The sequence below is a fragment of the Pseudomonas sp. LPH60 genome (assembly GCF_030718165.1).
In the GTDB taxonomy this organism is placed as follows: domain Bacteria; phylum Pseudomonadota; class Gammaproteobacteria; order Pseudomonadales; family Pseudomonadaceae; genus Aquipseudomonas; species Aquipseudomonas danubii.
This window is the reverse complement of sequence record NZ_JAVAJH010000003.1, coordinates 487,061-508,092: the sequence shown is the minus strand read 5'-3', so window position 1 is coordinate 508,092 and position 21,032 is coordinate 487,061. Positions and strand designations below refer to the sequence as shown.

The 21,032-nt window shown below is 63.1% G+C and carries 19 protein-coding genes; 11 read left to right on the top strand and 8 right to left on the bottom strand.

Annotated features, from left to right (window positions below; genetic code table 11):
- The first annotated feature begins 67 nt into the window (after positions 1 to 67).
- The 7 genes from ppc (at position 68) to Q8O96_RS12755 (ending at position 7,322) form a co-directional block, all read left to right on the top strand.
- A complete protein-coding gene (gene ppc / locus Q8O96_RS12785; RefSeq protein WP_102861339.1) occupies positions 68 to 2,698 on the top strand; it encodes a phosphoenolpyruvate carboxylase in 2,631 nt (876 codons plus the stop codon).
- 289 nt (positions 2,699 to 2,987) lie between these two features.
- Positions 2,988 to 3,635, top strand: coding sequence for an adenylate kinase (adk, locus tag Q8O96_RS12780; protein WP_102861340.1), 648 nt, complete (start codon positions 2,988 to 2,990; stop codon positions 3,633 to 3,635).
- A gap of 90 nt (positions 3,636 to 3,725) precedes the next feature.
- Complete coding sequence (gene tsaB, locus Q8O96_RS12775; RefSeq protein WP_102878531.1) at positions 3,726 to 4,400, top strand: tRNA (adenosine(37)-N6)-threonylcarbamoyltransferase complex dimerization subunit type 1 TsaB; 675 nt, start codon at positions 3,726 to 3,728, stop codon at positions 4,398 to 4,400.
- A gap of 186 nt (positions 4,401 to 4,586) precedes the next feature.
- Entirely contained in the window at positions 4,587 to 4,889 is a 303-nt protein-coding gene (locus Q8O96_RS12770; RefSeq protein ID WP_102861342.1) for a hypothetical protein, read from the top strand.
- Positions 4,886 to 5,746 (top strand): DUF72 domain-containing protein, encoded by an 861-nt coding sequence (locus tag Q8O96_RS12765; protein ID WP_102861716.1) that lies wholly within the window; start codon positions 4,886 to 4,888, stop codon positions 5,744 to 5,746. Before Q8O96_RS12770 ends, Q8O96_RS12765 begins: the two co-directional genes overlap by 4 nt.
- A 33-nt stretch (positions 5,747 to 5,779) precedes the next feature.
- Entirely contained in the window at positions 5,780 to 6,610 is an 831-nt protein-coding gene (locus tag Q8O96_RS12760) for an oxaloacetate decarboxylase (RefSeq protein WP_115581690.1), read from the top strand.
- Between the two features lie 13 nt (positions 6,611 to 6,623).
- Positions 6,624 to 7,322 (top strand): extensin family protein, encoded by a 699-nt coding sequence (locus tag Q8O96_RS12755; protein ID WP_102878534.1) that lies wholly within the window; start codon positions 6,624 to 6,626, stop codon positions 7,320 to 7,322.
- Positions 7,323 to 7,331: 9 nt separating this feature from the next.
- Here Q8O96_RS12755 and Q8O96_RS12750 read toward each other — a convergent pair whose 3' ends face one another.
- Positions 7,332 to 7,949, bottom strand: coding sequence for an energy transducer TonB (locus Q8O96_RS12750; RefSeq protein WP_207167130.1), 618 nt, complete (start codon positions 7,947 to 7,949; stop codon positions 7,332 to 7,334).
- 93 nt (positions 7,950 to 8,042) lie between these two features.
- Here Q8O96_RS12750 and Q8O96_RS12745 point away from each other — a divergent pair, with 93 nt between their 5' ends.
- Positions 8,043 to 8,825: a class I SAM-dependent methyltransferase gene (locus tag Q8O96_RS12745; protein ID WP_115581692.1), complete on the top strand. Its 783-nt coding sequence runs from the start codon at positions 8,043 to 8,045 to the stop codon at positions 8,823 to 8,825.
- Between the two features lie 147 nt (positions 8,826 to 8,972).
- On the opposite strand, the gene Q8O96_RS12740 is transcribed toward Q8O96_RS12745, so the two are convergent.
- Positions 8,973 to 9,608, bottom strand: a complete 636-nt coding sequence (locus tag Q8O96_RS12740) for a TetR/AcrR family transcriptional regulator (protein WP_102861347.1) — start codon at positions 9,606 to 9,608, stop codon at positions 8,973 to 8,975.
- 94 nt (positions 9,609 to 9,702) lie between these two features.
- On the opposite strand from Q8O96_RS12740, the gene Q8O96_RS12735 reads away from it, so the two are divergent.
- A complete protein-coding gene (locus tag Q8O96_RS12735) occupies positions 9,703 to 10,791 on the top strand; it encodes an efflux RND transporter periplasmic adaptor subunit (protein ID WP_102878537.1) in 1,089 nt (362 codons plus the stop codon).
- Between the two features lie 6 nt (positions 10,792 to 10,797).
- The gene (locus Q8O96_RS12730; RefSeq protein WP_110596471.1) at positions 10,798 to 13,854 is read left to right on the top strand and encodes an efflux RND transporter permease subunit; all 3,057 of its coding nucleotides are present in this window, start codon (positions 10,798 to 10,800) and stop codon (positions 13,852 to 13,854) included.
- 366 nt (positions 13,855 to 14,220) lie between these two features.
- Here the strand turns inward: Q8O96_RS12730 and Q8O96_RS12725 are convergent, their stop codons facing one another.
- Genes Q8O96_RS12725 through plsB form a run of 3 tightly spaced genes read right to left on the bottom strand, consistent with a single transcriptional unit; the run spans position 14,221 to position 17,889 of the window.
- A complete protein-coding gene (locus tag Q8O96_RS12725) occupies positions 14,221 to 14,910 on the bottom strand; it encodes a DUF4197 domain-containing protein (protein WP_305948903.1) in 690 nt (229 codons plus the stop codon).
- A gap of 24 nt (positions 14,911 to 14,934) precedes the next feature.
- On the bottom strand, positions 14,935 to 15,333 hold the full coding sequence (locus Q8O96_RS12720) for a YbaY family lipoprotein (RefSeq protein WP_305948902.1): 399 nt from the start codon (positions 15,331 to 15,333) through the stop codon (positions 14,935 to 14,937).
- 51 nt (positions 15,334 to 15,384) lie between these two features.
- Positions 15,385 to 17,889 carry a glycerol-3-phosphate 1-O-acyltransferase PlsB gene (plsB, locus tag Q8O96_RS12715; protein WP_102878541.1) on the bottom strand — a complete coding sequence of 835 codons (2,505 nt, stop codon included), beginning with the start codon at positions 17,887 to 17,889 and terminating at the stop codon, positions 15,385 to 15,387.
- A 253-nt stretch (positions 17,890 to 18,142) separates the two neighbouring features.
- Here plsB and Q8O96_RS12710 point away from each other — a divergent pair, with 253 nt between their 5' ends.
- Entirely contained in the window at positions 18,143 to 18,352 is a 210-nt protein-coding gene (locus Q8O96_RS12710; protein WP_011059510.1) for a cold-shock protein, read from the top strand.
- 100 nt (positions 18,353 to 18,452) lie between these two features.
- On the opposite strand, the gene Q8O96_RS12705 is transcribed toward Q8O96_RS12710, so the two are convergent.
- The 3 genes from Q8O96_RS12705 to dapE all read right to left on the bottom strand — a co-directional run bounded on the left by Q8O96_RS12705 (position 18,453) and on the right by dapE (position 20,879).
- On the bottom strand, positions 18,453 to 18,830 hold the full coding sequence (locus Q8O96_RS12705) for a hypothetical protein (protein WP_102861352.1): 378 nt from the start codon (positions 18,828 to 18,830) through the stop codon (positions 18,453 to 18,455).
- Between the two features lie 88 nt (positions 18,831 to 18,918).
- Entirely contained in the window at positions 18,919 to 19,728 is an 810-nt protein-coding gene (locus Q8O96_RS12700) for a putative RNA methyltransferase (RefSeq protein WP_102861353.1), read from the bottom strand.
- Complete coding sequence (gene dapE, locus Q8O96_RS12695) at positions 19,728 to 20,879, bottom strand: succinyl-diaminopimelate desuccinylase (protein ID WP_305948901.1); 1,152 nt, start codon at positions 20,877 to 20,879, stop codon at positions 19,728 to 19,730. The genes Q8O96_RS12700 and dapE overlap by 1 nt, the downstream gene beginning before the upstream one ends.
- Positions 20,880 to 21,032 lie beyond the last annotated feature (153 nt).

Sequence of the window (21,032 nt, the reverse complement as noted above, 5' to 3'; positions counted from 1 at the left end):
AAGGCAGGCGTGCAAGCGGCACTCTTGAGCCTTCCGTGCCGCCTTGAGTCTGCTGGAGAACACCTCGATGACCGATATTGATGCGCGCTTGCGCGAAGACGTTCACCTCTTGGGAGAACTGTTGGGCAATACCATCCGTGATCAGTACGGGGAGGCTTTCCTCGACAAGATCGAGCAGATTCGCAAGGGCGCCAAGGCCGATCGACGGGGCTCGCCCGGGGTCGAATTGAGTGCCAGCCTCGACCAGTTGAGCGAGGACGAACTGCTTCCGGTGGCCAGGGCCTTCAACCAGTTCCTCAACCTGGCGAACATTGCCGAGCAGTATCAGTTGATCCACCGCCGCGACGAGTCGCAGCCGGCGCCATTCGAGGCCCGGGTACTACCGGAGCTGCTGGCCCGGCTGCGGGCTGCAGGGCATTCTGCCGATGCTCTGGCCCGGCAGTTGGGGCGCCTGGAGATCGAGCTGGTGCTCACCGCTCACCCCACCGAAGTGGCGCGCCGCACCCTGATTCAGAAATACGATGCCATCGCCGGGCAACTGGCGGCCCAGGACCATCGCGATCTCACCAGCGCCGAGCGCGGGCAGATCCAGGAACGCCTGCAGCGCTTGATTGCCGAAGCCTGGCACACCGAGGAAATCCGCCGTACTCGGCCGACGCCGGTGGATGAGGCCAAATGGGGTTTTGCGGTGATCGAGCACTCCTTGTGGCAGGCCATTCCCAACTACCTGCGCAAGGCCGACAAGGCGTTGTTCGAGGCTACCGGGCTGCACCTGCCGTTGGAATCGGCACCGATCCGCTTCGCTTCGTGGATGGGCGGCGACCGGGACGGCAACCCCAATGTCACTGCCAGCGTGACCCGGGAGGTACTGTTGCTGGCGCGCTGGATGGCTGCCGACCTGTACTTGCGGGACGTCGATCACCTGGCCGCCGAACTGTCCATGCAACAGGCCAATGCGGCCTTGCTGGCCAGGGCCGGGGACAGTGCCGAGCCGTATCGGGCGTTGCTCAAGCAATTGCGCGAGCGTCTGCGGGCCACCCGTAACTGGGCGCACGCGGCGCTTGGCGCTCCGGTGCCGGCGGGGGCCGAGGTATTGCAGAACAACCGCGACCTGCTGGAGCCGCTGCAGCTGTGCTACCAGTCGCTGCATGAATGCGGGATGGGGGTGATCGCCGATGGCCCACTGCTCGATTGCTTGCGGCGGGCGGTGACGTTCGGCCTGTTCCTGGTGCGTCTCGATGTGCGTCAGGACTCCAGTCGGCACACCTCGGCCATGACCGAGATCACCGACTATCTGGGCCTGGGCCGCTATGAGGACTGGAGCGAGGAAGATCGCATCAGCTTCCTGATGCGCGAGCTGAGCAGTCGCCGTCCCTTGCTGCCGGGTTATTTCAAACCCTCGGCTGACACGGCGGAGGTGCTCGCTACCTGTCGCGAGATCGCCGTCGCCCCGGCGGCTTCCTTGGGTTCCTACGTGATTTCCATGGCGGGCGCGGCCTCCGATGTACTGGCGGTGCAGTTGCTACTCAAGGAGTCTGGGGTGCTGCGGCCGATGCGTGTGGTGCCGTTGTTCGAAACCCTGGCGGACCTGGACAACGCCGGGCCGGTGATGGAAAAACTGCTGCACATGCCGGGCTATCGCTCACGCCTGCAAGGGCCTCAGGAAGTGATGATCGGTTATTCCGACTCGGCCAAGGATGCCGGGACCACTGCTGCGGCCTGGGCGCAATATCGGGCGCAGGAACGACTGGTGGATATCTGCCGTGAGCAACAGGTGGAGCTGCTGTTGTTCCATGGTCGCGGCGGTACTGTGGGTCGCGGCGGCGGTCCGGCCCACGCGGCGATTCTGTCGCAGCCTCCGGGTTCGGTGGCGGGGCGCTTCCGCACCACTGAGCAGGGGGAAATGATCCGTTTCAAATTCGGCCTGCCGGACATTGCCGAGCAGAACCTCAACCTCTATCTGGCTGCGGTACTGGAAGCCACCTTGCTGCCGCCGCCGCCTCCGGAGCCAGCCTGGCGTCACCTGATGGACGAGCTGGCCAGCGACGGGGTCCAGGCCTATCGCGCGGTGGTGCGGGACAACCCGCAGTTTGTCGAGTACTTCCGCCAGTCCACCCCGGAGCAGGAGCTGGGACGCCTGCCCCTGGGCAGTCGACCGGCCAAGCGCCGGGCGGGTGGGATTGAAAGCCTGCGGGCTATCCCATGGATCTTCGGCTGGACTCAGACCCGCCTGATGCTGCCGGCGTGGCTCGGTTGGGAAGCGGCCTTGAGCAAGGCGCTGGCCCGAGGCGAGGGTGAGTTGCTGGGGCAGATGCGTGAGCAATGGCCGTTTTTCCGCACTCGCATCGACATGCTGGAGATGGTCCTGGCCAAGGCCGATGCCGATATTGCCCGTTCTTATGACGAGCGCCTGGTGGAAGCGGAACTGCTGCCATTGGGTGCGCATTTACGCGACCTATTGTCGCAGGCCTGCGCGGTGGTCCTGGGCCTGACCGGGCAGTCGCAACTGCTGGCCCACAGCCCCGACACCCTGGAGTTCATCCGCCTGCGCAATACCTACCTCGACCCGCTGCATCTGTTGCAGGCGGAGTTGCTGGCACGCTCGCGCAAACAGGAGGCGCCGCAAGGAAGCCCCCTGGAACAGGCGCTGCTGGTCTCCGTAGCGGGTATCGCCGCCGGTTTGCGCAATACCGGCTGAGGTTGCAGAGGGCTGTCGGCCTGCTTTGGCACGGCCCTGATCGGGACAATCCCAAGGTGTCGCTCAGATTCATCTGGCGACACTTTGTTATGGGGTTGCGACTTGTTCTACCGTGCCGATGGGGCACAAAAGGGCCGGGTTCCTCCGACTTTCGACTGCTTGTGTGCGCTGTGTCGGCTGTGTATCTTGATCAGCCTTTGGCCGTTTGGGCGGCCACTATCCTATTTTTGAGATTGGCCCCACGAGGCGAATCCGAGCGTTTCTAAATAAAAAATTGAGGAGCACATCGATGCGCGTAATTCTGCTGGGAGCTCCCGGGGCCGGTAAAGGTACTCAGGCAAAGTTCATCACCGAAAAGTTCGGCATTCCACAGATCTCCACCGGCGACATGCTGCGTGCTGCGGTCAAGGCCGGCACCGAGCTGGGCCTGAAGGCCAAGAGCGTGATGGACAGTGGTGGCCTGGTGTCCGATGACCTGATCATCAACCTGGTCAAGGAACGCATCAGCCAGGCCGACTGCGTTAATGGCTTCCTGTTCGACGGCTTCCCGCGCACCATTCCTCAGGCCGAAGCGTTGGTCAAAGCCGGTGTTGAGCTGGACAACGTAGTAGAAATCGCTGTTGACGACGAAGAGATCGTCCAGCGTATTGCCGGCCGCCGGGTGCACGAAGCTTCGGGCCGGGTCTACCACACCGTTTACAACCCGCCGAAGATTGCCGGCAAGGACGACATCACCGGTGAAGACCTGGTGCAGCGCAAGGACGACACCGAAGAAACCGTGCGTCATCGCCTGTCGGTCTATCACTCCCAGACCAAGCCGCTGGTGGAGTTCTACCAGCAACTGGCCGCGGCTCAAGGCAAACCGAAGTACAGCCATATCCCTGGCGTGGGTTCGGTGGAAGTGATCACCGCCAAGGTGCTCGAAGCCCTGAGCTGAGTTGCCTGATCGTTTGATCGTTCAACGGCCCGCTTGCGGGCCGTTGCTGTTTATAATGCGTCACTTTTTTCAATGCCGATGGAACCCCCGATGAGCACCTTGCTGGCCCTGGACACCGCGACTGAAGCTTGCTCCGTTGCTTTGCTGCATGACGGCAAGGTTACGAGCCATTACGAGGTGATTCCCCGCCTGCATGCGCAGAAGCTGTTGCCGATGATCCAGGAGCTGCTGGCCAATGCCGGCACTACCTTGCAGGCGGTGGATGCGATTGCCTTTGGCCGTGGCCCCGGTGCTTTCACCGGCGTGCGGATCGCCATTGGCGTGGTGCAGGGGCTGGCCTTCGCCCTGGAGCGTCCGGTGCTGCCGGTGTCCAACCTGGCGGTGCTGGCCCAGCGCGCCTTGCGTGAGCACGGTGCGACCCAGGTGGCCTCGGCCATCGATGCGCGCATGGATGAAGTCTATTGGGGCTGCTACCGGGAAACGGCTGGCGAGATGCGTCTGGTGGGCGCCGAAGCGGTGCTGCCGCCGGAAGTCGCGGCCTTGCCGGAAGGGGCCAGCGGCGACTGGTTCGGCGCGGGCACCGGCTGGGGTTATGGCGAGCGCATCGCGGTCCCTCTCAGTGGTCAGGACGCGGGCATGCTGCCCCACGCCGAAGACCTGCTGACCCTGGCGAAATTTGCCTGGGAGCGGGGCGAAGCGATAGTTGCCGACGACGCACAACCGGTCTATCTGCGCGACAAGGTGGCCACGCCCAAAGCCCGTTGAGGGTTGTCCAAGTGTTTGCGGGGGTTCAGATTTTTTCGGTGTAAACCGGCCAATCGTCTGGTTTTCGGAGTCGATTCTGCTCGGGTTTAAACCTTTTGGCTTTTCTGTGTTCTAGTTATCACTTGGGCATTTGCTAAGTCGAAGCGGTGCCGCTAAATTGCCATCATTGACCCCGGGCTTTTCAGTATGCGCATAGACGGCATCTCCTCTCAGTCCTACCCCATCAAGCGCAAGCCTCGTAAAGGCCCGGCGCTGGTAGACGAGTCTCTGGACGATGACGACGCCATTGAAGTCCAGTCAGAACCTTCGACTCAAAGCCGTTCCCAGGCATCTGCCCCCCGCACCGGTAATCTCCCCGCCCGTCCTCAGGACATGATCTTTCAGCGCGCGATGAAAAAGAGCGTGGCCAATGCCCTGGCCAGCTACCTGACCACCGCCGGCTTTGTCGATTGGGATCTGGAAGTGGTGGGGCTCGACCTGTACATTTGATGCTGCCTTATTTCCTGGGTTGTCCTTCCTGGAGCGAAAACGCCTGGCGTGAGTACCTGTACCCGGAGGATGCGCGACCCACTGATTTCCTTGGCCTGTACTCCCAGGTCTTCAATGCCGTTGAAGGCAACACCACCTTCTATGCACGGCCCGCGCCCGGCACTGTGCAGCGCTGGGCCCAGATCATGCCCGAGCACTTTCGTTTCACCGCCAAGTTTCCCGGTGACATCAGCCACGGCGGTGACCTGCGCGAACAACTGAGCGCTGCCCAGACCTTTATCCAGTTGCTCAGCCCCCTGGGGGAACGTGTGTCGCCCCTGTGGCTGCAATTGCCGGCCAGCTTCGCCCCGCAGCGTCTGGGGGAATTGGCGGGCTTTATCGAGGGCCTGGAGCGGCCGCTGGCGGTGGAGGTCCGGCATCCGGAGTTCTTTGCCAAGGGCGATGCGGAGCGCATGCTCAACCGACTGTTGCGTGAGCGTGGCGTCGAGCGTATCTGCCTTGATCCACGGGCCTTGTTCAGTTGCACGTCCACTGCTCCCGCGGTGCTGCACGCCCAGTCGAAAAAGCCCAAGGTGCCGCCGCGACCTGCGGCGTTCACCCAGTTTCCGCAAGTGCGCTTCATCGGTCATCCGGAGCTTGAGGCCAACGATCCATTTCTCGTGCCCTGGATCGACAAGGTCGCCGGCTGGATCGAAGAGGGGCGTACCCCTTATGTCTTCCTGCATACCTCGGACAACCGACTGGCCGCTGAACTGGCTCGCCGTTTTCATGGCCAGCTGATGCAACGTTTGCCTGGCTTGCCCGCGTTGCCTGAGTTATACAGAGAGCCCGCCGCGGAGCAGCTCGGCTTGCTCTGAGGCGTCTTTATTGCCTTCTTCCGGAGCGAGCAAATGGACGCGCAAACCCTTCGAGCCAATGCCTTCAAGGCCCTGCATGAACGTGCCGGCGCCTTTGTCATACCCAACCCCTGGGATGCCGGTTCCGCGAAGATGCTGGCCGGTCTCGGGTTCGAGGCCCTGGCCACCACCAGCGCCGGTTATGCCTTCTCCCTGGGGCGCCCGGATGCCGAGGGCGCCGTCAGCCTGGAAGACACCCTGGACAATGTTCGGGTCATAGTCGGTGCCAGCAGCCTGCCGGTGGCGGTGGACTTGGAAAACGGTTTTTCCGACAGTCCTGAAGGTTGCGCCCAAGCCCTGTTGTTGGCGGCAGCCAGTGGGGTGGTTGGAGGCTCGATCGAGGACGCCAGCGGTCGCGCCGACGACCCTATCTATGACTTCAACCTGGCGGTGGAGCGTATCGAGGCTTGTGCTGCCGCCGTGCGCAGCTTGCCATTCCCCTTCATCCTGACTGCCCGGGCGGAGAACCTGCTCCACGGTCGTGATGATCTGCCGGACACCATTCGCCGCTTGCAGGCCTTTGCCGAAGCCGGTGCCGATGTACTCTATGCTCCGGCCCTGCGCAGCGCCGAGGAGATTGTGCAGGTGGTACGGGCTGTGGCGCCCAAGCCGGTGAACGTGCTGATGTCTGGTGGCCTCAACCTGAGCGTGGCGCAACTGGCGGAGCTGGGGGTCAAGCGCATCAGTGTCGGTTCGGCCCTGGCCCGGGCCGCCTACGGTGCTTTCTACCGGGCTGCGGAGGATATCCGCGAGCATGGTCGCTTTGATTTTGCCGATCGTGCGATGCCGTTTCGGCAGATCAATCAATTGTTCAGACAGCCATAAAGCGGGACATTCTGTGCGGGTGGTGAGAATTCTGGGCGTCCTGTTGTTGCTGGGCGCCTTGTTGTTGATCGGTATACGCCTGGGCTGGGTGCCGCTGGCGGATGCCTGGAACCCTTGGGCGCCGCTGGATGTAAGGGCCAAGCCGAATCTGTTGACCCGCTTCAAGCTGGCGCGGCTGCGGGACGATCCGCAGCTGTGCGACGAGGTGCTTGGCCGCTCTGGCCTGCGCACCAGTCGCCAGCCCGACAGTCGTGGTGATGTGGCCTGCCCATTGAGCAATACCTTGCGCGTGCAAGGTGGTGATGTCGCCTTGAGCAGCAGCTTCCTTGCCAGTTGCCCACTGGCGGTGGCCTTTGCCCTTTATGAGCGCCACGGGCTGCAGCCTGCGGCACAGGCGGTGTATGGGCAGCGCGTGGCGCGGGTCGATCATCTGGGCAGTTTTGCCTGCCGCAACATGTACAGTCGTGAGAATGGTGCTCGCAGTCAGCACGCCAGTGCCAACGCCCTGGACATTGCCGGTTTTCGACTGGCGGACGGGCGCAGCATCAGTGTGCTCAAGGATTGGCCGAAGGACAGCGATGCGGGACGTTTTTTGCGGCTGGCCCGGGACGGTGCCTGCGATGCATTCAATGTGGTGCTGGGGCCGGATTACAACAGCGCCCATCGCAACCATTTTCATCTGGATGTAGGGCCTTGGTGGATATGTCGCTGAGGAGCCGGCTCAGGCGGCGATGCGCAGGTTCTGCAGAATCAGTGGACGTGCCCAGCCGATGTCGAAGTCCATCTGCCGCTGTTGCTCGATAAGCTCCTGCGGCGGGAACGGTTCGGCCGGTTTATCCAGCAGGTCCAGTTCGAATTCGGCGATGGGCAGGTGCAGCGGACGAGGTTCCGGCGCCGGGCCGGGGGCCGGCAGCGGCTGACCGGCATTGAGCACGATCGGGCGGACCCAGCCACTCTCAAAGTCCTGCTGACGTTGCTGGGCAACGATTTCTTCCGGCGGGAAGGGCGGAGCCGGCTTGTCCAGCAGTTCCATTTCGAATTCGGCGATCGGCAGGAACAGCGGTTCAGGGGGACGAATCTCGGTGTCCTGAATATCGCAATGGCGCTGGTTGACGATCTGCGTCAGTACATCGGTGCCGCCAACCGGTTCCACGGGACCATCGATGGCCACGGCGGGCAGCCCGTCAACGCTCGTGCCTTCTCCCTGTTGCTCGGCCAGGGCCTGGGCAAAGAAGTCCTGCCACAGATGGCTGACGCCGCTCAGTGCCTGGGAGTTGCGTAGGCCATAGTCGCCGTGGCGAGAGATATAACCTATCGATGTGCGTTGAATGTCTGACATTGCTCTCGGTCGACGCTGAGCTCTGGCAAAATGGCCGATAGTTCTGTTATCGGCAGTTTTTGCCGATCATTAATTTTTTGAGTGTGTTTTCAGATGAATGAGCAACCCGCGGCCTGCCGCATCAAAGTCGAGGCCCTGGACGCTGGATTCGCGCCGCAGGCTCAGCAATGGGCACAACGCCTGGGACTGCCGTTGCAGATCGACGAGGCCGAGTTTGCCCTGCAGGTGGGTGAGCAGGGGCTGCAATTGCAGCAGCTGGGCGCCGATGCACCAGGACCGGTGCGGGTGGACTTTGTTGAAGGCGGAGCGGCCCACCGGCGGCTGTACGGTGGTGGCAGCGGGCAGATGATTGCCAAGGCGGTGGGCGTTGCTCAGGGCGTGCGGCCACGGGTGCTGGATGCCACGGCAGGCTTGGGCAAGGACGGGTTTGTCCTGGCTACCCTCGGCTGTGAGATGAGTCTGATCGAGCGCCAGCCATTGATTGGTGCGCTGCTGGAGGACGGGTTGGCCCGGGGGGCGCTGGACGCCGAGGTGGCACCTATCGTTGCCCGCATGCGCTTGCTCAAGGGCAACTCTATCGAGCTGATGCGCAACTGGGAGGGCGAGCCGCCTCAGGTGATCTACCTCGATCCGATGTTTCCCCATCGGGAGAAAAGCGCCTTGGTGAAAAAGGAAATGCGTCTGTTCCGGCCGTTGGTGGGGGACGACAATGACGCTCCGGCACTGCTGGCCGCAGCCCTGGCCCTGGCCAGCCATCGAGTGGTGGTCAAGCGCCCGCGCAAGGCACCGTGCATTGAAGGGCCGAAGCCAAGCCATGGACTGGAAGGCAAATCCAGTCGCTACGATATCTACCCGAAGAAGGCCCTCAAGGCCTGAACCCGATGTAGGCGCCGGCTTGCTGGCAAAAGCGGTTTCAGGGGCGGGCTCCTGGTTGGAGGAGCCGGCTTGCCGGCGAAGGCGATCTCAGGCCTCTTCGCTGGCAAGCCAGCTCCTACACCAGCCTGCTCCCGCACATGCCGGTTTCTATGGCCGGTAGGCGCGCATGAACAGATCCACCACTTCTTGCACGTGCTCTTCCGCAGCGGGGCCTCTCAAGGGCTCGCCGCAACCATAGAGCAGGCGGAAGTTCGCCCCGCCCTTGAGCATGCAGAAGAAATGCTCGGCGGCATTGCGCGGCTTGTCGATGTGCAAGGTGCCCAACTGATTGATTCGCCCCAGCAGCCGTTCCATACCCTGCAGTACGCGTTCGGGGCCGGCCTCAATGAACATTTGCGAGAGCTTGGGATCCTGATTGCCCAGGGCCATGATCAAGCGATGCAGGTTCACCGACTCGTCGCTGTTGATCAACTGATGAAAGCCTCGTGCGATGTTCAACAGGACGCCTCGCACCGGTGTGTCGGGCGTCAGTTCGTAGATCAGCGTGGGCAGCTGCTCTTCGCACTTGGCCACCACGGCGGCGGTGAACAGGGTCTCTTTGTCGTTGAAATGGCTATAGACCGTGAGTTTTGAAACGCCGGCTTCGGCGGCGACCGCATCCATGCTGGTACTGGCGTAGCCATTGCTCAGAAACAGGTTTTTCGCTGCTTCGAGAATGGCCTGGCGCTTGGCCAGATCCTTGGGCCTGCCTGGCCCAACGTTTGCGGAGTGATTGTCGGACATTTTTTCGCTGTTAATACTGGACTGGTGAGTTTGCTATTAATAACATACCGGCCAGTATAATTATTCCAAGCACCATTAGCGAAAGGTCGCCGCCATGTTCCGCTATGCCTTGCCAGTCAGCCTGGCTTTTTTTCTGTCTGCTTGTGGGCACGAAGAGCCCGTTCAAATTGGCGTCCGACCGGCCATGGTGGTCCAGCCAGAGCCTTCGGCGCGGGTTTCGGACAGTTATCCGGGCGAGGTGCGAGCCCGCTACGAACCCGACCTGGCGTTTCGTATCGGTGGCAAGGTCAGTCGACGACTGGTGGAGGAGGGCGAGCGGGTCAAGGCCAATCAGCCCCTGGCCGAACTCGATCCCCAGGATGTTCGCCTGCAACTGGAGGCCACTCGGGCCCAGGTCACGGCGGCCACTGCCAACCTCAATCTGGTGCGCGCCGAGCGTGATCGCTACAAGACCCTGCTGGAGCGGCAGATGGTCAGCCATTCCCAATACGACAACGCCGAAAACCTCTACCGTGCTGGTGAAGCACGCCTGAAGCAGATCAAGGCCGAGTTCGACGTGGCCAACAACCAGGCCGGTTATGCCGTGCTGCGTGCCCCGCAGGATGGCGTGGTAGCCAAGCGCGCAGTGGAAGTGGGGCAAGTGGTGGCGGCCGGGCAGACGGTCTTTACCCTGGCCACTGACGGTGAGCGTGAGGTGCTGATCAGCTTCCCCGAGCAGAACTACGGTCGCTTCAAGGTCGGCCAGCCAGTCTCGGTGGAACTCTGGACCCAGCCGGGCCAACGTTTCGACGGGCGCATCCGCGAGCTGTCCCCGGCTGCCGATCCCAAGTCCCGGACCTTTGCCGCACGCATTGCCTTCAGTGCCGGCAAGGTTCCGGCGGAGTTGGGCCAGAGCGCCAGGGTGTTCATCCAGAGCGCTGATGCGCTGTCGCTGTCGGTGCCGTTGTCGGCGCTGACTGCCGAAGGGGGCGCGACCTACGTTTGGCGAGTCGATGCCAACAACACCTTGCACAAGACGCCGGTACGGGTCGGTGCCTTCGGTGAGAAGACAGTGCCGGTGCTCGAAGGTTTGAGCGCCAGCGATTGGGTGGTGGCAGCCGGGGTGCATGTGCTCCATGAGGGCTTGCAGGTGCGCCCGGTGGATCGCTCCAACCGTGTGGTCAATCTGGCGGTCAAGGAGTAGTCCCCGATGGGTTTCAACCTTTCTGCATGGGCGTTGCGCAATCGCCAGATCGTCCTGTTCCTGATGCTGTTGCTGGCCATTGTCGGTGCGCTGTCCTACACCAAGTTGGGCCAGAGCGAAGACCCGCCTTTCACCTTCAAGGCCATGGTGATCCGCACCAACTGGCCGGGGGCCACGGCCCAGGAAGTGTCGCGCCAGGTCACCGAGCGCATTGAAAAGAAACTCATGGAAACCGGCGAGTACGATCGCATCGTTTCCTTCTCCCGCCCCGGGGAATCCCAGGTGACCTTCATTGCCCGGGATTCGATGCACTCCAACGAGATTCCCGAACTCTGGTATCAGGTTCGCAAGAAGATCAGTGACATTCGCCAGTCCCTGCCGCCGGGCATCCAGGGACCCTTCTTCAACGATGAATTCGGTACGACCTTCGGCAATATCTATGCGCTGACAGGGCAGGGCTTCGACTACGCCGTGCTCAAGGACTATGCCGACCGTATCCAGATCCAGCTGCAGCGGGTCAAGGACGTGGGCAAGGTCGATCTGCTGGGCCTGCAGGACGAAAAGATCTGGATCGAGCTATCCAACGTCAAGCTGGCAACCCTGGGCCTGCCCCTGGCAGCGGTGCAAAAGGCGCTGGAGGAGCAGAACGCGGTGTCCACTGCGGGGTTCTTCGAGACCCCCAGCGAGCGGGTGCAATTGCGGGTATCCGGCAACTTCCAGACGGTGGAGCAGATCCGCAATTTCCCGATCCGGGTCGCCGATCGCACCTTCCGCATCGGTGATGTGGCGGATGTGCGTCGCGGCTTCAATGATCCACCGGCACCGCGCATGCGTTTCATGGGGGAAGATGCCATCGGCCTGGCCGTGGCGATGAAGGACGGCGGCGACATCCTGGTGTTGGGCAAGGCCCTGGAAGGCGAGTTCTCCCGCCTGCAGAAAAGCCTGCCGGCGGGGATGGAGTTGCGCAAGGTGTCCGATCAGCCGGCGGCGGTGAAAACCGGGGTCGGCGAGTTTGTCCGGGTGCTGGCCGAGGCCCTGATCATTGTCCTGCTGGTGAGTTTCTTCTCCCTGGGTGTGCGCACCGGCATGGTGGTGGCTCTGGCGATTCCCTTGGTGCTGGCGATCACGTTCGCCACCATGTACTACCTGGGGATAGGCTTGCACAAGATTTCCCTGGGCGCGCTGGTGCTGGCGTTAGGGCTGTTGGTGGATGACGCGATCATTGCGGTGGAGATGATGGCGATCAAGATGGAGCAGGGGTTCGACCGGATCAAGGCCGCCAGCTTTGCCTGGACCAGTACCGCCTTTCCCATGCTCACCGGCACCCTGATTACCGCAGCGGGCTTTTTGCCGATTGCCACGGCCCAGTCCGGCACCGGCGAGTACACCCGCTCGATCTTCCAGGTGGTGACCATTGCCCTGGTGGCGTCGTGGATTGCCGCCGTGGTCTTCGTTCCCTACCTGGGGGAAAAGCTCCTGCCGGACCTGGCCAAGATCCACGCCGCCAAGCACGGCGCCGAGTCCAATCCCCACGGCACGCCTTTCTACCAGCGCGTGCGCCGGGTGGTGGGCTGGTGCGTGGAGCGGCGCAAGACCGTGATCGTCCTGACCATCCTGGCGTTCGTCGGTTCGGTGATGCTGTTCCGTTTTGTCCCGCAGCAGTTCTTCCCGGCCTCGGGCCGCCTGGAATTGATGGTCGACCTGAAACTGGCCGAAGGTGCTTCCCTGAGCAACACCGCCGATGAGGTCAAGCGCCTGGAGGCGATGCTCAAGGACCACCCAGGCATCGACAACTACGTGGCTTACGTGGGGACCGGTTCGCCGCGTTTCTATCTGCCGCTGGACCAGCAACTGCCGGCCACCAGCTTTGCCCAGTTCGTGGTGCTGGCCAAGACCATCGAGGAGCGGGAGAGCCTGCGCAGTTGGCTGATCGCGACCCTCAATGAACAGTTCCCGGCCTTGCGCTCTCGGGTCACGCGCCTGGAGAACGGTCCGCCAGTGGGTTACCCGGTGCAGTTCCGGGTCACAGGTGAGCACATCGAGGAGGTTCGCGCCCTGGCGCGCAAGGTGGCGGCCAAGGTGCGGGAGAACCCCCATGTGGTCAACGTTCACCTGGACTGGGAGGAGCCGAGCAAGGTGGTCTACCTGAATATCGATCAGGACCGGGCTCGGGCGTTGGGTGTCAGCACCGCCAACCTGTCGAAGTTCCTGCAGAGCTCGCTGATCGGTTCCACCGTCAGCCAGTACCGTGAGGACAACGAACTGATCGAGATTCTCCTGCGCGGAACCCAGCAGGAGCGCACAGAGCTGGCCTTGCTGCCAAGCCTGGCAGTGCCCACCGACAACGGGCAGAGCGTGTCGCTGTCCCAGGTCGCGACCCTGGAGTACGGCTTCGAGGAAGGGGTGATCTGGCACCGCAATCGCCTGCCCAACGTCACTGTGCGTGCCGATATCTACGGCAAGGAACAACCGGCGACGTTGGTGCAGCAGATTCTGCCGACCCTGGAGCCGATCCGTGCCGAACTGCCGGACGGCTTCTTGCTGGAGGTGGGCGGCACTGTCGAGGATTCGGCCCGTGGCCAGAACTCGGTGAAGGCCGGCGTGCCGCTGTTCATCGTGGTAGTGCTGACCTTGCTGATGATTCAGCTGCGCAGTTTTTCGCGCACCGCCATGGTGTTCCTCACCGCGCCCCTGGGGCTGATCGGGGTCACCCTGTTCCTCCTGGTGTTCCGCCAGCCCTTCGGCTTTGTGGCCATGCTCGGCACCATTGCCCTGTCCGGGATGATCATGCGCAACTCGGTGATCCTGGTGGACCAGATCGAACAGGACATCAAGGCTGGCCTGCGTCCCTGGGATGCGATCATCGAAGCCACTGTGCGGCGTTTCCGTCCCATCGTGCTGACTGCCCTGGCGGCGGTACTGGCGATGATTCCGCTGTCGCGCAGTGTGTTCTTCGGGCCGATGGCGGTGGCCATCATGGGCGGCCTGATTATTGCCACGGTCTTGACCCTGCTGTTTCTGCCAGCGCTGTATGCGGCCTGGTTCCGGGTCAGGAAGGACTGATCCGGGCAACTCGCAAGGCATCAACCTGGGCCGGGTAGAGATTACCCGGCCTGGTTTTTCCGCAGTGCAGGTTTTCCAGCAATTGGGCAGCGTGCTCTTCGAACATCTGTTGCCTGGGACTTAGGGGGAGCAGGCCTGGAGCGCAAGGTCGTCAATGAACAGCAGGCCGCAGGGGGCGCCATGGCCGGACCGCCAGCTCTGGCATTTCATCCGGGGGCTGCCCCCTAGCCAGGGAGTCTGCCTTCAGTAGGAGCTGCGGGGCTTGCCCAAGAGTCAATGGGACCTGCACCGTCAGGGCAACCTGCTGTACTTTCGCCGACATTCGCGGCCTTGCCCGCTAAACAGTGGGCAAGGCCGTAGGGCGGATCAGAGGGTGCCGAAGACCTTCTTGGCCAGGCTGGTGGCCGCAGCGGCCGGGTTCTGGCGAATGGTTTCTTCCTGCTTGCCGATCATTTCGAACAGGCCATTGAGGGCTTGCTCGGTCACGTAGCTTTCGATGTTGGCGCTCTTGGCATCCAGCACACCCAGGGTCGCGGCCTGGCCGGCGAAGGAGTTGTACTGTTTGGCCAGGCCGACCTGATCGGTGGCTTGCTTGACGATAGGCAGGAACTTGGCGCGGATCTGTTCGCGGCTGCTCTTGTCCAGATACTGGGTGGCGGAGTCCTTGCCACCGGCGAGAATGCCCTTGGCGTCGGCCACGGTCATCTTCTTCACCGCGTCCACCAGCAGTGCCTGCGCTTGCGGCACGGCGGCCTCAGCGGCCTTGTTCATGCTGGTTTCCAGCTGATCGACCTGATCACCCATGCCGAACTGTTTCATTTTATTCGCGACTTTGCCGAGGTTGCCCGGCAGTTCGATACGCACATCAGGGTTGTTGCTGAACCCGCCGGGTGTTCCCAGCTGTTTGACGGCGATCTGTGCGCCTTGGGTCAGGGCGTCCTTGAGACCACCGCTGGCGTCACCCTGGGACAGGTCGCTCAGGGACAGGGCCAGGGCACTGGCGGAGATCAGCAGGCCAGCGCACAGGCTGGTGAAACGGAGCGAGGTACGGAGCATGGCGGCTTCCTTGGGCAATGAAAATTAACGTACAGCGTCGACACGGAGTTTCAACGGCTGGGGATCTTTGCCGTCGAGGTTGACCCCGTTGTGTTCGGTGGTGATGAACATCAGCTTGCCGTCCAGTTCGATCCGCGCACTGACCGCGTAGCGGTGGCCGGGCTTGACCTGGGCCGGGTCGTAGCTGAGGTGGAAGGGCAGCGGCACCTGGCCTTTGACCGGGCCACTCTGCTCGGCCAGGACCACCGCCGGAGCGTCCGCCAGGGAGACGTCCTGCAGGCTCACGCTCAAGGTGGCGGTAGGCGGCAGGGCGATGCGTTGCAGATAGAAGACTTCGCCGTCGAGGCTGGCCTTGGCTGCGGGTTGCATGGCCTGGCAGGCTCCAAGCAGCGCAGTGGCTGCCAGCAGGGTGAGTTTTTTCATGACGGATCTCCGTATCGAGGGCGCCGCAGGTTCTGCGGCGCCGATAAGAATCTAGTCGCTTTGCGCCGGTGCCGCGAGCTGGTCGGCGGCATCTTCGCTGCGGTGCAGGGCGACCTGGCGGATCGACAGGCGAATCTCCGCCGGCAGCACCCGTTTGGCTGCGCCCTCGGCCAGTTCCCCCAGCAGTGGGTGGTAGCTCAGCTTGCCGGCTTCGTCGCGGCGCAGCACGCCTTGATCCAGCAGGGTCTGGATGAAGTGGCGGAACAGGCTCTTGTCGAAGAACTCCGGGGCATTGAGGCCATGCAGGATCGACAGGCGCTGGGCCATGACCGTGCACAGGTCTTCCAGTTCTTCGGCGCTGATACTGTTCTGGCCGCTGTTGAGCAACAGGGAAATGGCCATGTAGAAGCGCTGCAGGGTCTGGGCGATGCTCTTGGACAGCAGGGTCAGCAGGACAAAATGCCGCGAGCTGGGCGCCGGGCGCAGGTACAGGTCTTTCTCGAAGCGCAGCAGGCCCTGTTCGACGAATGCCTCCAGCCATTGATCCACCACGCCGTCCAGTTCTTCCAGGGACCAGCGAATGAACAGCTCCGACTGCAGGTAGGGATACAGCGCGCGGGTGTAGCGCAGGATCTGTTCGCGGCTCATGCGCGACGAACTCTGGAAGAAGCTCGCCAGCAGTGCCGGCAGGGCGAAGATGTGCAGCACGTTGTTGCGGTAGTAGGTCATGAGGACGGCGTTCTGCTCGTCCAGGTAGAGGATCTTGCCCAGGGCGTCGTTCTGCTCGGCCAGCAGGTTCATGTCCTTGACGTGCTGGATCAGCGCCTGGCCGTCGCCTTCCGGCAAGGTGGTGTGGGGCGAGTAGGGCACGCGGCGCAACAGCGCCAGGTACAGGTCCAGGACTCGGGCCATGGCTCGGTCGTCCAGGGCCAGGCGGCTGGTGGACAGCAGGGCCAGGGCCACCAGGTTCACCGGGTTGATCGCCGCGGCTTCATTGAGGTGCTGGGCCACTCGCTCGCCCAGGCGGTTGGTGGTTTCGTTGAGCCAGGCCGGGCGGTATTGTGGGCCCAGCTCCTGGGTGCGCCAGTCCGGTTGTTCCTGGTCGAGGAATTCCGCCAGTTTGATCGGTTCGCCGAAGTTCACCGCCACCTGGCCAAAGCGCTGTTTGAGGGCCCCGATGACTTTGAAGATGTCGAAGATCGACTCCTTCTTCTTGCTCGCGCCGCGCAGTTCGCCCAGGTAGGTGCGGCCTTCCAGGACCCGCTCGTAGCCGATGTACACCGGCACGAAGACGATGGGCATGCGTGAGGAACGCAGGAAGCTGCGCAGGGTGATGGCCAGCATCCCGGTCTTGGGTTGCAGCATGCGCCCGGTGCGCGAGCGGCCGCCTTCGACGAAGTACTCCACCGGGAAACCCTTGGTGAACAGGGTGTGCAGGTACTCGTTGAACACCGAGGTGTACAGCGGGTTGCCCTTGAAGGTGCGGCGCATGAAGAAGGCCCCGCCGCGGCGCAGCAGGCTGCCGATTACCGGCATGTTGAGGTTGATCCCGGCGGCGATGTGCGGCGGCGTCAGGCCGTTGCGAAACAGCAGGTAGGACAGCAGCAGGTAGTCGATATGGCTGCGGTGGCAGGGCACGTAGATCACTTCGTGACCCTGGGCGATTTTCTGTACGCCTTCGAGGTGGTTGACCTTGATCCCGTCGTAGATCTTGTTCCAGAACCAGCTCAGCACCACTTCCAGGAAGCGAATTGCAGTGTAGGTGTAGTCCGAGGCGATCTCGTTGCCGTAGCGCAGGGCCTGGGCCTTGGCCTTTTCCGGGGAGATCTTCTCGCGCTCGGCCTCGTCGAGGATCGCCTGTTTCACCAGGGGCTGGTTGAGCAGGCCCTTGACCAGGTTGCGCCGGTGGGAAATGTCCGGGCCGATGACCGCGGCCTTGAGGTTGCGAAAGTGCACCCGCAGGATGCGCTGGGCCATGCGCACGGTGCGCTCGTGCCCCTTGTTGTGCTCGATCAGTTCCCGCAGGTTGATCGGCGCGGAGAACTGCACCCGGGTCTTGCGCCCCAGGATCATGATGCTCAGCAGCCGGCGCAGGCGCCCGGTGACTGCCCAACTGTCGGCGAACAGCAGTTTCCAGGGGCTGGACTCGCTGTCCGGGGACTGGCCCCAGAACACGCTGACCGGAATGATCTGCGCATCTTCGGCAGCGTTCTGGGTCAGGGCGCTGACCAGTCGGGTCAGGGTTGGCGGTGCGCCGCGTTTGTCCTGGCGACCGAGCCAGTCGGGTTCCGGGGTCAGGTAGAAGAACGCCGCGGGCTCCAGCAGGTTGCCCACCGACACCGGCAGTACCGGGCGTGGCAAGCCGGCCTTGGTGCATTCGGTATCGACCACGGCGAGGTCAGTCAGGGATGGGTTTTGCAGGACGTAGAACACCGGCCGGCTGCGGTCGAGGTCGAGGGTGAAGGACGACTGGTTGATGGTTTCCGAGCGCACCCAGAGGTACAGCAGGCGGCGCAAGGTGCCAAACACAAGACGACGGATCGGGGAGCGGGTCATACGGCTTCTGCGTGAGTGAATAAGAAATCAAAACCGAGCACCTGCTCGGGGCCGGTAGTGTGCCGGATTCGCCGAAAATCGGCAAAAAAGCACCCAAACAAGATTGAGTTGAGAGTTTTTACGCCTGTCATATACTCGGCCGACTCTCCCGCGGTCGTATTGCCTCCAGTCATAGAGAGGCAGCTCGAGGGAAAGTTCTCAAGGCAGGGTCGCAGTGCGCCCAGCCAATAATAAAAAAATGAGGTGTGGATTCATGACTACTCGTGAGACCGGCAACGTGAAGTGGTTCAACGACGCCAAGGGCTACGGCTTTATCCAGCGTGAAGGTGGGGCGGACGTGTTTGTCCATTACCGAGCGATCCGTGGCGAAGGCCACCGTTCGCTGACCGAAGGCCAGCAGGTGGAATACGCCGTGGTCGAAGGCCAGAAAGGTCTGCAAGCCGAAGACGTCGTCGGCCTGTAACCAACCCAGCAGGAGCTGGCTTGCCAGCGAAGGAGGCGCTGACGATGCAAGGCTCAGGAGCCTTTTCGCCGGCAAGCCGGCTCCTACCGGATTGCGCTGTTCAGGCAGTGCGCCAGGTAATCTCTTCTTCGCCGTCGGTGCTGATGCGAATCCAGCGATCGGCGGTCTCTTCACCTTCTTCCTCGACCCAACTGCCCGGTGCGCAGCGCACTTCCACATTCAGCGCGGCAAAGGCGGCGCGGGCACAGGCAATGTCGTCATCCCACGGAGTCTGGTCGCTTTCCAGGTACAGGCTGTTCCACTTGCCCACGGCCTTGGGCAGCCAGGTCACGGGTACTGAGCCTGCGGTGCATTTGTAGGTCTGGCCCTTTTGCACCCAGTCGCTGCACGGGCCGAGCACGGCGCCGAGCCAGGTGGCGATGGCCTTGTAGTCGACGTCGGCGTCTTTCAGGTAAATCTCGATATCGGGCTGGCGCATGGATGTCCTCATTGCCGGTCTGAAAAATCCATTCGCGGATTTCTTCGACCCCGGGCCCATGCCCGCGGTCGTTGGGTTAAGTAGGGTGTTATTGCAGCACGAAGTAATCGTAGCGCATCGACACGCTGACCTCGAAAGGCTCGGCCTGCTCGATCACTGCGGCCCGGCGTTCGGCGCTGGCGCGCCAGCCGTGGGGCGTCATGGCCAACAGGTTGGCGCGATCTTCCGGGCGTTCCAGGCGCAGCCTGAACTCCAGGGTTTCGCTGTGGGCCAGGGCCATGCCCTCCGGCACCAGGGCCAGGTGCTTGTCGTCGGTGTATTCACGCACTTCGTCGTACAGGCGTTCGCGCAGCTCCATCAGGTGGCCGCTGGTAGGGCCGACTTTCATCAGGCCGCCACCCGGGCTCAACAGGCGCTTGGCCTCTTGCCAGTCGAGGGGGCTGAAGACGCTGGCGAGAAACTGGCAGCTGGCATCGGCCAACGGGATGCGCGCCATGCTGGCGACCATCCAAGTCAGTTGCGGCGCGCGACGACAGGCGCGTTTCACGGCCTCCCGGGAAATATCCAGGGCGTAGCCGTCGGCGTCGGGCAGGGCGTCGGCCAACTGCGCGGTGTAGTAACCCTCGCCGCAGCCGATGTCGACCCAGCGCTGGGGCGTGCGTTCTGCCGCCAGCTCTGCCAGGCGCCGGGCCACCGGGGCGTAGTGCCCGGCGTTGAGAAAGTCGCGGCGGGCCTCGACCATGGCCTGGTTGTCGCCCGGGTCACGGCTGTTCTTGTGCTGCACCGGCAGCAGGTTCAGGTAGCCCTGGCGGGCACGGTCGAAGCGATGCCCGGCCGGGCAGACCACGCCGTTGTCCACGGCGTTCAGCGGTGCGTTGCAAAGAGGACAGGCAAGCATCAGGCAAGCAACTTGACGAGAGTCTGATAGTAGATCTCGGTCAGCACATCCAGGTCGCTGGCCAGGATCCGCTCGTTGACCTGGTGGATGGTGGCGTTGACCGGGCCCAATTCCACCACCTGGGTGCCCAGGGTGGCGATGAAGCGCCCGTCGGACGTGCCGCCGCTGGTGGACGCCTGGGTCTCGCGACCTGTGACTTGCTTGATGCTGGCCGAGACCGCGTCCAGCAGGGCGCCGGGTTCGGTGAGGAACGGCAGGCCGGACAGGGCCCAGTCCACGTGCCAGTCCAGGCCGTGCTTGTCGAGGATCGCTGCAACCCGTTGTTGCAGGCCTTCAACGGTGGATTCGGTGGAGAAGCGGAAGTTGAACACCGCCACCAGATCCCCCGGGATCACATTGGTGGCGCCGGTCCCGGAATTGAGGTTGGAAATCTGGAAGCTGGTGGGCGGGAAGAAGGCATTGCCGTCGTCCCAGTGTTCGGCCGCCAGTTCCGCCAAGGCCGGAGCTGCCAGGTGGATCGGGTTCTTGGCCAGGTGCGGGTAGGCCACGTGGCCCTGTACCCCGCGGACCGTGAGCTTGGCGCCGAGGGAGCCGCGGCGGCCGTTCTTGACCACATCGCCCACCAGGCTGGTGCTCGAAGGTTCACCGACGATGCACCAGTCCAGGCGCTCCTTGCGTGCCGCCAGGCGTTCCACCACCGCCTTGGTGCCGTGGTGCGCCGGGCCTTCTTCGTCGCTGGTGATCAGGAAGGCTACCGAGCCCTTGTGGTCCGGGTAGTCGGCGACAAAGCGCTCGGCGGCCACCAGCATGGCGGCCAGGCTGCCTTTCATGTCCGCCGCGCCACGGCCGCACAGCATGCCGTGTTCATCGATCAGGGCTTCGAACGGATCGTTCTGCCAGGCCTGGACCGGGCCGGTGGGCACCACGTCAGTGTGGCCGGCGAAGCACAGCACCGGGCCGTCATGCTGGCCATGGGTGGCCCAGAAGTTGTCCACGTCCTCGATGCGCATCGGTTCCAGCTTGAAGCCGGCATCCCCCAGGCGCTGCATCATCAGCTTCTGGCAGTCGGCGTCGATCGGCGTCACCGAGGGGCGACGGATCAGATCACAGGCAAGTTGCAGGGTCGGCGAAAGCTCGGCAGGGGCCGTCATGGGGAACTCCGGTGCAAGGCATTGTGTAGGAGCCGGCTGGCCGGCGATGGCGGTTTACTGGTTACACCGCGTCGCGTGGTTCGCTGGTCAGCCAGCGCCTACAGGGTTGGGCGGGGCGCGCAAAATGGCGGATATCTTAAAGCAAAACGGCGG